The organism is Dietzia sp. Cai40 (genome assembly GCF_014145165.1).
In the GTDB taxonomy this organism is placed as follows: Bacteria; Actinomycetota; Actinomycetes; order Mycobacteriales; family Mycobacteriaceae; genus Dietzia; species Dietzia natronolimnaea.
On the sequence record NZ_JAALEB010000157.1, the window covers coordinates 1 to 11,480 of the forward strand.

At 69.2% G+C, this 11,480-nt stretch carries 14 protein-coding genes; 2 read left to right on the forward strand and 12 right to left on the reverse strand.

Features of this window, described 5'->3' with window-relative positions; all coding sequences use genetic code 11:
• Positions 1–103 precede the first annotated feature (103 nt).
• The 5 genes from G6022_RS06770 to G6022_RS06790 all read right to left on the reverse strand — a co-directional run bounded on the left by G6022_RS06770 (position 104) and on the right by G6022_RS06790 (position 3,979).
• On the reverse strand, positions 104–733 hold the full coding sequence (locus G6022_RS06770) for a DNA-3-methyladenine glycosylase I (RefSeq protein ID WP_182639323.1): 630 nt from the start codon (positions 731–733) through the stop codon (positions 104–106).
• A 97-nt stretch (positions 734–830) separates the two neighbouring features.
• The gene (locus G6022_RS06775) at positions 831–1,526 is read right to left on the reverse strand and encodes a hypothetical protein (RefSeq protein ID WP_182639324.1); all 696 of its coding nucleotides are present in this window, start codon (positions 1,524–1,526) and stop codon (positions 831–833) included.
• Between the two features lie 11 nt (positions 1,527–1,537).
• Positions 1,538–2,299, reverse strand: a complete 762-nt coding sequence (locus tag G6022_RS06780) for a TRIC cation channel family protein (RefSeq protein ID WP_182639325.1) — start codon at positions 2,297–2,299, stop codon at positions 1,538–1,540.
• Positions 2,300–2,311: 12 nt separating this feature from the next.
• Complete coding sequence (locus G6022_RS06785) at positions 2,312–2,878, reverse strand: GtrA family protein (protein ID WP_347237828.1); 567 nt, start codon at positions 2,876–2,878, stop codon at positions 2,312–2,314.
• 30 nt (positions 2,879–2,908) lie between these two features.
• Positions 2,909–3,979, reverse strand: coding sequence for a glutathione S-transferase C-terminal domain-containing protein (locus tag G6022_RS06790; RefSeq protein WP_182639326.1), 1,071 nt, complete (start codon positions 3,977–3,979; stop codon positions 2,909–2,911).
• 120 nt (positions 3,980–4,099) lie between these two features.
• Between G6022_RS06790 and G6022_RS06795 the strand changes: the two genes are divergently transcribed.
• Complete coding sequence (locus tag G6022_RS06795) at positions 4,100–5,134, forward strand: DUF2332 domain-containing protein (protein WP_182653599.1); 1,035 nt, start codon at positions 4,100–4,102, stop codon at positions 5,132–5,134.
• A gap of 67 nt (positions 5,135–5,201) precedes the next feature.
• On the opposite strand, the gene G6022_RS06800 is transcribed toward G6022_RS06795, so the two are convergent.
• The 4 genes from G6022_RS06800 to ectA all read right to left on the reverse strand — a co-directional run bounded on the left by G6022_RS06800 (position 5,202) and on the right by ectA (position 8,515).
• Positions 5,202–6,029, reverse strand: a complete 828-nt coding sequence (locus G6022_RS06800) for a PIG-L family deacetylase (protein WP_182639330.1) — start codon at positions 6,027–6,029, stop codon at positions 5,202–5,204.
• Positions 6,030–6,176: 147 nt separating this feature from the next.
• On the reverse strand, positions 6,177–6,599 hold the full coding sequence (locus tag G6022_RS06805; protein WP_179523620.1) for an ectoine synthase: 423 nt from the start codon (positions 6,597–6,599) through the stop codon (positions 6,177–6,179).
• 40 nt (positions 6,600–6,639) lie between these two features.
• Complete coding sequence (gene ectB / locus G6022_RS06810) at positions 6,640–7,935, reverse strand: diaminobutyrate--2-oxoglutarate transaminase (protein ID WP_179523621.1); 1,296 nt, start codon at positions 7,933–7,935, stop codon at positions 6,640–6,642.
• Between the two features lie 67 nt (positions 7,936–8,002).
• Positions 8,003–8,515, reverse strand: coding sequence for a diaminobutyrate acetyltransferase (gene ectA, locus G6022_RS06815; protein WP_179523622.1), 513 nt, complete (start codon positions 8,513–8,515; stop codon positions 8,003–8,005).
• A gap of 179 nt (positions 8,516–8,694) precedes the next feature.
• Here ectA and G6022_RS06820 point away from each other — a divergent pair, with 179 nt between their 5' ends.
• On the forward strand, positions 8,695–9,120 hold the full coding sequence (locus G6022_RS06820) for a pyridoxamine 5'-phosphate oxidase family protein (RefSeq protein WP_179523623.1): 426 nt from the start codon (positions 8,695–8,697) through the stop codon (positions 9,118–9,120).
• A 23-nt stretch (positions 9,121–9,143) separates the two neighbouring features.
• Here the strand turns inward: G6022_RS06820 and G6022_RS06825 are convergent, their stop codons facing one another.
• From G6022_RS06825 to G6022_RS06835, 3 genes are all read right to left on the reverse strand, one after another.
• On the reverse strand, positions 9,144–9,599 hold the full coding sequence (locus G6022_RS06825; RefSeq protein ID WP_182610111.1) for a low molecular weight phosphatase family protein: 456 nt from the start codon (positions 9,597–9,599) through the stop codon (positions 9,144–9,146).
• Positions 9,596–10,690 (reverse strand): ACR3 family arsenite efflux transporter, encoded by a 1,095-nt coding sequence (gene arsB / locus G6022_RS06830; protein ID WP_241731091.1) that lies wholly within the window; start codon positions 10,688–10,690, stop codon positions 9,596–9,598. The genes G6022_RS06825 and arsB overlap by 4 nt, the downstream gene beginning before the upstream one ends.
• Before the next feature lie 139 nt (positions 10,691–10,829).
• Positions 10,830–11,480 (reverse strand): HNH endonuclease signature motif containing protein (locus G6022_RS06835; RefSeq protein ID WP_182691234.1); only part of this gene is annotated, 651 nt, incomplete at its 5' end.

The following is an 11,480-nucleotide window of genomic DNA, read 5'->3' on the forward strand; positions in this document are numbered from 1 at the left end:
GGGCTCCCGCCCCGCGCCGACCTGCCCGCCCTGCCGGTCCGGGCCGATCAGGCCGAGCAGCCCGGTACCGGGTCACCGGGCTGACGTCGGACCGCGGGCGCGGTCAGGGCGTGCCCTCGCGTGACCAGATGCCGGAGGTGCCGCGCCGATGCGACTCCACCAGGTGCGTGTCGACCACCCCGATGGCCTCCATCAGGGCGAACACCGTCACCGGGCCCACGAAGCCGAAACCCCGTCGCTTGAGGTCCCGGGCGAGCGCCTCCGACTCCGGGGACCGGCTGGGCACCTCGCTCATGGTCCGGGGCTCCGGGGTGCGCTCCGGCCGGTAGGACCAGATCAACTCCCCGAGTCCGCCCTGCGCCCGGAGCGCGATCACCGCGCGCGCGTTGCCGATGGCCGCGTCGATCTTGCGCCGATTGCGCACGATCCGGGCGTCCGCCATGAGCCGGGTGACGTCGGGCTCCCCGAAGTCCGCGACCGCGTCGGGCGAGAACCCGGCGAACGCCTCGCGGAACGCCGGTCGCTTGCGCAGGATCGTCAGCCAGCTCAGGCCGGACTGGAAACCCTCCAGGACGAGCCGCTCGTAGAGGCCGGCCTCGTCGTGGACCGGCATCCCCCATTCGGTGTCGTAGTACTCCCGCAACAGGGGATCACGCGCCGCCCAGGGCGGCCGCATCAGACCGTCCTCGCACAGCACCGCGCCGCCGGTCTGATCCGTCTGGTCTTCCGCCATGTCTCCCCCTGCAGGTTCGTGGACCACCCTCCCCGGTGATCGCCGCCACCCTAGGATCCGGCTCCGACACGATCCGGCTGGGTCCGACACGATCCGGCTAGGACAGCCACCCGCTGAGCTGCACGATGCGCACCGCCGCCAGGAGCACGAGTGCCACACCCACGACGAGCGTGAGCAACCGGCCGGCGACGCGGCCGTAGACCAGGAACCTGTCGATCCTGCGGGTCGCCGCGGCGACACCGGACGAGTCGACCCTCGACAACGCGATGATCAGGCCAGTACTCGGCAGGATCGCGATGACCGCGAAGAACAGGATCTGCAGCAGCTTGGACCACCACGGCGTCTCGGCGAACGAGATGAGGACCATGCCCGCCGCGAACGGCGCCGAGGTCGCCGACTGGATGACACCCAGTGAGATGCCGGTGACCATGATGCCGAACCTCTGGAGCACGGTCTGGGTCAGCGGGGCCTCGACGCTGTCCTCCTTGGCCTCCGCGGGTCTGCGCAGTCCCAACACGGTGATCACCAGGCCGACCACGCCCAGGACCACCATCGCCCAGAGGTTGTAGAACAGGCTGCGCACGAACTCCTGGTTGTTGCCGATCACCCACACCGACACCAGCGAGAGCAGGACGATGCCGCAGAACGCTCCTCCGGTGAAACGGGCGGCGCGTGAGGCGAAGCCTCCCCCGCGGCCGGCGGCCGTGAGCCAGAGCCCGGCGATCACGGCGAAGGCCAGGAGGTTGACCGAGTCGACTGCCGCGAATCCCAGCAGGCTGAGGTAATACTGCACGACGGCACACACTACCGGCGAGGGCTCGGTGGGCGATCCCGGTAGTCGTCGACGTCGCGGTCACGGCGGGACTCGTCGTCGTCGCCCTTCATCCGGCCGGGACGGCCGAACACCGACCGGTCGCGCCGCAGGCGGGTGTCGATCCCCCGCACACTCCACCCGCGCATCGGCGCCGGGACGCGCCACTGCAGACGCCACGCCACCATCCGGAACGCGAACGCGAACGCGGACAACACCGCCGCGGCGACCGGGCCCCACGTGCCCGTCGAGACGGCCAGGGCCGTGAGCGCCGCGCCGGTGGCGGCGGGGATGACGTACAGGTCGGAACCGTTGAACACGGCGGGGATCTCGTTGGCCACCACATCGCGCATGAGTCCGCCGCCGACCGCGGTGATGACGCCGAGCAGGAGCGCCGAGGCGACCGGCATGCCGTGGTCCAGCGCCCGCGCGGTGCCGAAGGTACAGAACAGGCCGAGGCCGGCCGCGTCGAAGACGATGATCAGCGTCCGGACGCGGTGCAGGTGCGCGCCCAGCAGGTACACCACCGCGGCCGCGACGAACGGCGGCACCAGCAGGACCGGCTGCGCGAACGCGAGCGGGGTGACACCCAGCATCACATCGCGCAGGATGCCGCCGCCGAGACCGGCCAACAGGCCCAGGACCAGACCGCCGGTGATGTCGATGTTCTTCCGCGCGGCCAGGAGGTTGCCGGACAGGGCGAAGAAGAACACCCCCACGAGGTCGATCCACAGCAGCAGCGTCGAGGACTCCACGACCGTCCCCCCCTAGACCACAGCGTCCGCGGTGGAGCGGGCGTGGTGACGGCGACGGACGGAGCGGAACGTCCAGAGCTTGTTGACGACGAAGTTGATCGGCATCGTGATGAGGATCGTGAACAGCTGGCTCCAGTACTCCCGGGAGTGGATCCCCGCGTCCTCGTGGAACCACGGTTCGGGCAGGTAGAGCGGCGAGGTGGGGTTGGTGAAGGCCAGCTTGATGAAGATCCCCGCGGCCGCGGCCACCGATCCCACCAGCAGGAACGGCCAGAACTCCTGCATGACCGGCGCCTTGTGTCCCTTACCGAAGGTCCAGTGCCGGTTGAGCATGAAGTTGTAGACATTGGCCACCAGGAACGCCACGATCCACACCAGGGTCGTGAAGCGGAAGTTGTACTCCGTCCCCGAGAACGGGAACAGGATGTCCTGGGCGTTCTGGGTCCCGCCGTTGGCCCTGTTCATCAGGACCGTGACGATCATGTTGACGACCATCCCGGACCCGCCCACGATCCCGAACATGAGGAACTGTCGGGCGCTACGTCGATAACGACCTAGTTCGGACGGGGCCGGGTTCACAGCGAGCCAGTCTAGGCCCACAGGCCCCGACTAGCCCGCTCCGTGCCCCTCCGGGACCCGTTCGGACGGGTCGTCGATCGGCCCCGGGGCGGTGCCGGCACCGAACGGGCGGCCGCCCAGCTCCTCGCGGTGATGCCGGGAGAGGAGGCCCGCCAGGTCCGGCCCCTTGGGCACGATCCCGTTCGGGTTCACGTCGCGGTGGACGTGGTAATAGTGCTCCTTGATCTGAGGGAAGTCGCAGGTGTCCCCGAAGCCGGGCGTCTGGAACAGGTCGCGCAGGTAGCCCCACAGGGCCGGCATCTCGGTGATCTTGTTGCGGTTGGCCTTGAAGTGTCCGTGGTAGACCGCGTCGAACCGCACCAGGGTGGTGAACAGCCGGATGTCGGCGACGGTGATCGTGTCACCGGCGAGGTACCGACGGGTGGTCAACCGCTCCTCGAGCCTGTCCAGCGAGGCCCAGAGCTCGTCGTAGGCCTGCTCGTACGCGCCCTGCTCGGCCGCGAACCCGCTGCGGTACACGCCGTTGTTGACGGTCGGGTAGATCCACGAGTCCAACTCGTCGATCTCGTCGCGGTGCTCGTCGGGGTACAGGTCCGGGGCGCCGTCGCGGTGGAACGCCGACCATTCCGTGAGCAGATCGAAGTTGAGCTTCTGGTAGGCGTTGGTCACCACCGACCCGGTGGGCAGGTCGACGAGGGCCGGGACCGTGATGCCGCGCGGGTAGTCGGGGATCCGGTTGAAGTACGCCTCCTGGAGCCGGTGCATCCCCGTGACCGGGTCCTTGCCGTCGGGGTCGAGGTCGAAGACCCAGGAGTTGACGTCGTGGGTCGGTCCGGCCAGTCCCATGGAGATGGCGCCCTCCAGGCCCATCAGGCGGCGGACGATGATCGAGCGGCTGGCCCAGGGGCAGGCCCGGGCCGCCATCAGGCGGTATCGGCCGGCCTCGACGGGCCACCGCATCTCGCCGATCTTCTCCCCGACCGGATCCGATCCCGGCGGGAGATCCGCCACGACCCGATCGTTGATGTAGGTGGCGTCGCGGACGAACTCACCGTCCTCCGAGGCGTTCTTGGCTGCGATGAACTCGGTGTCGTCTGCCATGGGGTCTCCTACGGTCGTCGTCGCGGCCAGTGGTTGATGCATCACCAATATAGCGGGTCGGCGGCCCCCGCGCCAGCACATCCGGGTGATCCGGGGCGCCCGGTGTGCCACGCTGGCCGCATGGACTCCGCGCACGTCGACGACGTTCCCACCCGCTACGCCGAGTTCGCCGAGTTCGAGGTCCGCGGCCGCACCCCGGTCTACCTGGCGTGGGCCCGGGGGATCGCCGAGGACCCCGCGACGTGCGAGCTCATCGGGAGCCTGCCCCGGATCAAGCGACAGCCCGCACTGGTCTTCGCCTCCGCCCGGCACGCCGGCGCGCCCGAGACCGAGGACTACCCGGTGTTCCGGGAGTTCGTCCACGACCACTGGACGCAGATCGAACGGATCGCCCTCACCCACTCCACGCAGACCAACGAGGCCAAGCGGTGCGCGGTCCTCCTGCCGTTCCTCTCCCTGCTCCCGGGCCCGCTCTCGCTCGTGGAGATGGGAGCCTCCGCCGGCCTGTGCCTCTACCCGGACCGGTACGCCTACCGGTACGCGCTCGACGGCGGCTCCACCCACGAGCTGCGACCGGCGGGATCGGATACGGCCGCCCCGGCCGCCGGCACACCGGTCCTCGACTGCGCCCTGCGCGACGGCGTCCCCCGCCCGCGGTCCCTGCCCGACGTCGTCCACCGTGGCGGGGTCGACCTGGCCCCTATCGACCCCGCCCACGCGGACTCGCGTGCCTGGCTGCGCAGCCTGATCTGGCCCGGACAGCAGTCCGAGCGCGTGCCCCGCCTGGACGCCGCGCTCGACATCGCCGCCGCCGACCCGCCTCGGATCATCACGGGGGACCTGGTGGAGAAGCTGGAGGACTCCGTGGCCGCGTGCCCCGCGGGGTCCACGCCGGTGGTGTTCCACACCGCGGTGCTCGGGTACCTCGAGCCCCAGGCCCGCGCCGAGTTCGTCCGCCGGGTCACCGATCTCTGCCGGGACGCGGGCGCGGTGTGGATCTCCGTGGAGGGGGTGACCCTCCTGCCCGACGTCGCCGAGCAGGTCCCGGAACCGATCCGGCGCCACAAGGGCATCTTCGTCGTCGCCGTCAACGGGCGACCCCTGGCCACGGCGCACGGCCACGGCGACTGGGTCCGCGCGCTCGACATGCCCTGAAGGCCGGATCGGGGCGGGGCTGGTCGGATCGGGGCGGGTCGGATCGGGACTGGTCGGATCGGCCGATTCAGTCGAACGGCCACCCGCGGCGCATCGACTGGTCGGACCCCGGCTCGATGAGGTACTCGGTCCCGAACGTCGCCGCGTAGACGTTCTCCGGCAGGGCCAGCATCATGCCGATGTCGCTGGTCTGGCTGGCGTGGCACTCCATGGCGCGACGCTTGAGCTCCACGACGTCCGCGGGCAGGTCGATCGCCCACGCGATCTCCGACTGCGGGACCCCGACCGGCAGCCCGTCGTCCCCGGTGAGGATCATCCGGCGCAGTTCCTCCACGTCCATGCCGCCGGACGCGAACGCCGCCAGGAACTCCGCCGCCTCGGGGCTGTCGAGCATCTCAAGCTGGGCGTCCTGATTGGTCGTGGCCTCCAACAACCGCGGGCGACGGGCCGCCGACTCCACCGCGCGGCGGGCGATGCGGTGGACGGCCAGGTGATCCGGGTGCCCGTAGTTCCCGTGGTGGTCGTACCCCACCAGGACGTCGGCATCCTCTCTGTCGAGGATCCGGGCGAGTCGCCCGGCCGCCTCGTCGGTGTCGGCGCCGTGCAGGCTCAGCGGATCGTCGTTCTGGGCCCAACCGGTCATCCCCGAGTCCCGGTACCCCAGCCAGTCGATCCGGGCGACACCCAGTACCGCTGCCGCGGCCCGGGCCTCACCGCGCCGGTGGTCGACCAGGTCGCCGTCGGGCCCGAGGTGGTCGGGTCGCTGGCCGTGGTCGCCGTCGGTGGCGAAGACCGTGACGACGCGGTGACCACCGCGCGAGGCGAGGGCCATCATCCCGGCGGTCTGCGAGGTCTCGTCGTCGGGGTGGGCGTGGAGGAACACGATCGTGGACACCCGACCAGTGTGCCCTCCCGCCCGGCCGGGTGTGCGACCGGAACGGACCGAAACCGACGCGCGACCCCCCACGCACGACTCCCCGGTCGACACCGCTCCGGGTGGAGCGGGTCCGGCCGGGGAGGGCGCGGGTGGTGCGTGTGGGGCCTACTTCTCGCGCACGACCGATCCGTCGTCCTGCAGGCGCAGGAGCGGGTAGATGCCGTTCTCGTCGTGGTTCTCGTCGCCGACGACCGGGGGGTTGAAGACGCAGAGCATCTGCATCTCCTCCTCCACGATGACCTGATGCTTCTCGTGACCGTCGAGCAGGTACATCGAACCCGCCTCGAGCGGGTACTCCTTGTCGTTCGTGAGGTCCCGCAACGTGCCCTTGCCCCGGGTCAACCAGACGGCCTCGATGTGGTTGGCGTAGTGGAAGTCGTTGGTCGTTCCGGCGGCGATGGTGGTCTCGTGGAACGAGAACCCCACCCGGTCGTCGGCCAGGACGATGCGCTTGGACTCCCAGTTGCCGTTGTTGCCCTTGATGTGGCGGTCGGTGTCGGTGATCTCTGCGGTGGTGCGAACGATCATGTGGTGCCTCCTCGGGGAAGGTGTGGTGGTCCGGGCGGGCTCAGAGGTACTGCTGGGCGAGGACGTGGTCGACGGCCTCGTAGCAGATCTCGATTCCGCGGTCGCGCTCCTCGTCGGTCAGGATGAGCGGGGCGAGGAACTTGACGACCTCGTCGCTCGGGCCGGCGGTCTCGACCAGCATCTTGTTGTCGAAGCAGCGGGCCATGACCTCTGCGGCCAGCTCCGGCTTCTCCAGGAAGGCGATACCGAAGGCCATGCCGCGGCCGCGGAGCTCGAGCTTGCCCTCGTACTTGTAGACCAGCGGGGAGAAGCGCTCGCGGAGGATCCGGCCGTTCTCGAGCGTGCGGTTCTGCAGCTTGTCGTCCGACCAGTACTTCCGCAGCGCCACCTCGGCGGTGACGAACGCCATGTTGTTGCCGCGGAACGTCCCGTTGTGCTCGCCCGGGGTCCACTCGTCGAGCTCGCGGTTGAACAGGGTGATCGCCAGCGGCAGGCCGTAGCCGCCGATCGACTTGGACAGGGTGACGATGTCCGGCTTGATGCCGGCGAACTCGAACGAGAAGAACTCGCCGGTGCGGCCGCAGCCCATCTGGACGTCGTCGACGATGAGCAGGATCTCGTGTCGCTTGCACAGCTCGTCGAGGGCCTTCAGCCACTCGGCGCGTGCCGCGTTGATACCGCCCTCGCCCTGGACGCACTCGACGATCACGGCCGCCGGGCGGTTCATGCCCGAACCGGAGTCGACCAGCACGCGCTCCATCCACTGGAAGTCCTCGGTCACGCCGCCGAAGTAGTTGTCGTACGGCATCGGCGTGGCGTGGACCAACGGGATCCCGGCACCGGCGCGCTTCATGGAGTTACCCGTGACGGACAGCGACCCGAGGGTCATGCCGTGGAACGAGTTGGTGAAGTTGATGATGGCCTCGCGGCCGGTGACCTTGCGGGCCAGCTTGAGCGCCGACTCGACGGCGTTCGTCCCGGTCGGCCCGGGGAACATCACCTTGTAGTCCAACCCCCGTGGCTCGAGGATCGTCGAGGTGAAGGTCTCGAGGAAGGCGCGCTTGGCGACGGTGTACTTGTCGAGCGAGTGGGTGACGCCGTCGCGCTGGATGTACTCGAGCAGCGCGCTCTTCATGTCGTCGTCGTTGTGGCCGTAGTTCAGCGCGCCGGCGCCACCGAAGAAGTCCAGGTAGTCGTCCCCGTCGACGGTCGTGAGCTTCGCACCCTTCGCGGTGTCGAACACCACCGGCCAGTTGCGGGAATAGCTGCGGACCTCGGATTCGCGGTCGGAGAAGATCGAGGTGTCCAGATTGGCGTCGTGCGTGGCTTCGGTCATGGTGGTGATCACTCCATCAACAATGGTGTCGGGCGGCGGCGGCGGACGGATGCGTCCGGGCGCCCTGTTAGGAAATCGTGTAGAGATCTTCGGGTTCGTGCCCGTCGCCGAGCAGTTCGGCGCCGAGGTAGTCCTCGCTGGACAACGTCATGCCCCGATCGCGCGCGACGGCGCCGAAAGTGCGCTGGGACGCCTCGTTGTCCGGGCTGATGGTGGTGCGCAGGCGGACCACGCCGCGCTCGGCGAGCCGGTCCATGAGGTTGTGGAGCAACCGTGCGGCCAGACCCTTACCGCGCTGGTCCGCGTCGACGCCCACCTGCCAGACGAAGATCGTGTCCGGCTCCGAGGGGCGCAGGAATCCGGTGACGAAGCCGACCACGCGGCCCTCGACCTCGACGACCACCGAACTCTCGGAGAATTCCGCTCCCCACAACACGTAGGCATAGGAGGAGTTCAGGTCGAGTACTCCGCTGTCGCGGGCGATCTCCCACATGCGATTTCCATCTGCCGCCGTGGGCGGGCGGAAAACCGCGTCGGACGAATCAGGGTTACGGGGTGCTTCTCGTTCTCCTGGGTTCATAGGTACTCACCACCGTAATGACGTGGACCGGTTGCCGCATCTACCTTCGCCGGATCGTTACCCGATTGCCGGGCGAGTCCGCAGGTGACCGCCGTGCAGTGACGTCTGTCACCCGGTGCGGCCCCGTCCGTGGTCGCGATGGTCTTCCTTACCGGGCCGGAGCCTGGGAGAATATTTTCATGGACCACAACCCGATCACCGAATTCGACGAGGGCCGCTCACTCGAGTTGCTGGCGACCGAGTCGCTCGGCCGTCTGATCACCGTCTCGGGCGGGCGGGCCGACATCTTCCCCGTCAACTACGCGCTGTCGACGGAGGGCAGGATCTTCTTCCGCACGGCGGAGGGCAGCAAGCTCGCCGGCCTCACCGTTCACCCCGACGTGGTCTTCCAGGTCGACCACATCCAGGACGAGGAGGCGTGGTCGGTGGTCGTCCGGGGCGAAGCGCGACGGCTCGACAGCTTCGCTGAGATCAACCGCGCCGAGGAACTCGACCTCAAGCCGTGGATCCCCACGCTCAAGTACAACTTCGTGGAGATCACACCGGAGCAGATCTCGGGCCGCGGCTTCACCTTCGGCGAGGAGCCGGAACGCTACACCGGTTAACCGTGAGGTCCGGGGGGGGGCGGTCAGTCGGCGTGACCTGTCCCCTGTTCGGACAGCTCGGCCCACAGCCGTCTCACGCGGGCGTCGATGTCGTCGCGGATCAGTGCCATCCGCTCCGCACCCTCGATTCCCCGCTCGCTCGGTTCATCGGTCTCCCAGACGTCGATGGCCGAGCGCATCCCGTCGACGGGCTCGAGCCGTGCGGCCGTCCCGAGTACGACGACGCGGTCCGCGCGGCGCATGATGTCGTGATCCACCGCCGCCGCGGTGCCGCCCGACATGTCGGCGCCGAGCTCGGCGAGCGCGACCACGGCCTCTGCGTTGGGGGACTGCCCCAGCGCGGGTCGCGTACCGGCCGAGTGGACCTCCACCGCGTCCCCCGCCGCGTGACGCAGCAGCGCCTCCGCCATCTGGGACTTGCCACGATTGGACTTGCACACGAACAGGACCGTGGGGCGCGCCGGAGCGTGGTGCGTCATCGAGCACCATGCTCAGGCGAGCGGCCGGAGGCCGACATGTCCTGGTGGATCGCGTTCGGGACCGTCGGGTCACCCTTGAACAGACGCTTGCCCGCCCACAGGCTCACGTACACGAGCGCGATGAGCACGGGCACCTCGATGAGCGGCCCGACCACCCCTGCCAACGCCTGGCCGGACGCCACTCCCCAGGTGCCGATGCTCACGGCGATCGCGAGTTCGAAGTTGTTGCCCGCGGCGGTGAAGGCGACCGCGGTGGACTTGGCGTAGTTCAGGCCTGAAGCACGGGCGGCGAGCAGGCTCCCGCCGAACATGAGGATGAAGTAGGCCAGCAGGGGCAGCGCGATCCGCGCCACGTCGAGAGGCCGTCCGATGATGGTGTCGCCCTGGAACGCGAAGAGCACGACGATGGTGAACAGCAGGCCGTACAGCGCCCACGGACCGATCTTGGGCAGGAAGGACTCCTCGTACCACTGCCGCCCCTTGGCCTTCTCGCCGAAGTGCCGGGTGAGGAACCCGGCCAGCAGCGGGATACCGAGGAACACGAGGACACTCAGCGCGATCGCCCATACCGAGAACCCGGCGGTGGTGGTCTCCAGCCCCAGCCAGCCCGGGAGGACCTGGAGGTAGAACCATCCCAGGCCCGCGAACGCGATCACCTGGAACACCGAGTTGATCGCGACGAGCACCGCCGCAGCCTCCCGGTCGCCGCATGCGAGGTCGTTCCAGATGAACACCATCGCGATGCAGCGGGCCAGGCCGACCACGATCAGGCCGGTACGGTACTCGGGGAGGTCCGGCAGCATCAGCCAGGCCAGCGTGAACATCAGCGCGGGACCGACCAGCCAGTTCAGTGCGAGGGACAGCAGGAGAAGCCTGCGGTCCCCGGTGACGCGACGCGTCTCGTCGTAGCGGACCTTGGCCAGGACGGGGTACATCATCACCAGCAGACCGACCGCGATGGGGACCGAGACTCCTCCGACCTCGACCGCCTCCAGCGCCTCGGCGATACCGGGCACCAGACGCCCGAGCAGGAGCCCGAGAGCCATGGCCGCGAGGATCCACACGGCCAGGTAACGGTCGAGGAAGGACATCCGCGCGGCGACCGGGGCGTCGGGATCGGCGGGGGAAGGGGGGCCGGCGGTCGCCGATACCTGGGTGCTCATGCGCCCAACCCTAGGCAATCCATCGATGTCGGTCAATGTATGACGCACGCCACCGGGTTGTGCGAGCTCAGAACGGTGGCGGGTGGAGGATCTCGTCGAGGAGCTGGTGAACCTGCTCCTCGGCACGGCCGACCACCGGTTTGTTGCGATCCCACCAGCGACCGATGGGAGGCCTGGTGCCATCAGGATTCGCGCGATCGGGGCCGGAGCGGTCGGCCCGGGCGCGTTCTGCGCGGTGGCGGGCGGCACGGCGGGCCCAGTAGGTGGGCTCGGACAGCAGGTCGCCGTCCGCGGTGTCCGGCTCGGGGTTGCGGGCCTGCTGGACGTCCCAGGCGTCCTGTTCGGCTCGGGCCTGTTCGCGCCTGTACGCGGCCAAAGGGCCGGAGGGCCTGGTGAGCATGGTGGAGCCGTCCGGAGTGACGACGACGAGCGTGCCGTCTGGCGCCAGGTCGTAGATCCACCCGGAGAAGGTCTTGAATCGGTGATGGCGCCGACACAAGCACATCAGGTTGCACTCGGTGGTGTGTCCGCCCCGCTGCGGGTCGGCGTGGTCGAAGGGCCGACAGTGATCGATATCGCAGTTGTCCGCCGAGACGGTGCATCCCGGGTGCCGGCAGGTGCCGTCGCGAAGGCGGATGCGGCGGGCCAGGGCGGCGCCGGGCCGGTAGGTCAGGGCACGGCGGGCGTCGTCGGCGGCGCCGATGGCGGGGTCGACGTG

Excerpts from the sequence above, each read along its gene's own strand:
- G6022_RS06770 (WP_182639323.1), bottom strand. The coding sequence starts at position 733 with ATGGCGGAAGACCAGACGGATCAGACCGGCGGCGCGGTGCTGTGCGAG.
- G6022_RS06790 (WP_182639326.1), bottom strand. The coding sequence starts at position 3,979 with ATGGCAGACGACACCGAGTTCATCGCAGCCAAGAACGCCTCGGAGGAC.
- G6022_RS06795 (WP_182653599.1), top strand. The coding sequence starts at position 4,100 with ATGGACTCCGCGCACGTCGACGACGTTCCCACCCGCTACGCCGAGTTC.
- G6022_RS06805 (WP_179523620.1), bottom strand. The coding sequence starts at position 6,599 with ATGATCGTTCGCACCACCGCAGAGATCACCGACACCGACCGCCACATC.
- ectB (WP_179523621.1), bottom strand. The coding sequence starts at position 7,935 with ATGACCGAAGCCACGCACGACGCCAATCTGGACACCTCGATCTTCTCC.
- ectA (WP_179523622.1), bottom strand. The coding sequence starts at position 8,515 with ATGAACCCAGGAGAACGAGAAGCACCCCGTAACCCTGATTCGTCCGAC.
- G6022_RS06820 (WP_179523623.1), top strand. The coding sequence starts at position 8,695 with ATGGACCACAACCCGATCACCGAATTCGACGAGGGCCGCTCACTCGAG.
- G6022_RS06825 (WP_182610111.1), bottom strand. The coding sequence starts at position 9,599 with ATGACGCACCACGCTCCGGCGCGCCCCACGGTCCTGTTCGTGTGCAAG.
- arsB (WP_241731091.1), bottom strand. The coding sequence starts at position 10,690 with ATGTCCTTCCTCGACCGTTACCTGGCCGTGTGGATCCTCGCGGCCATG.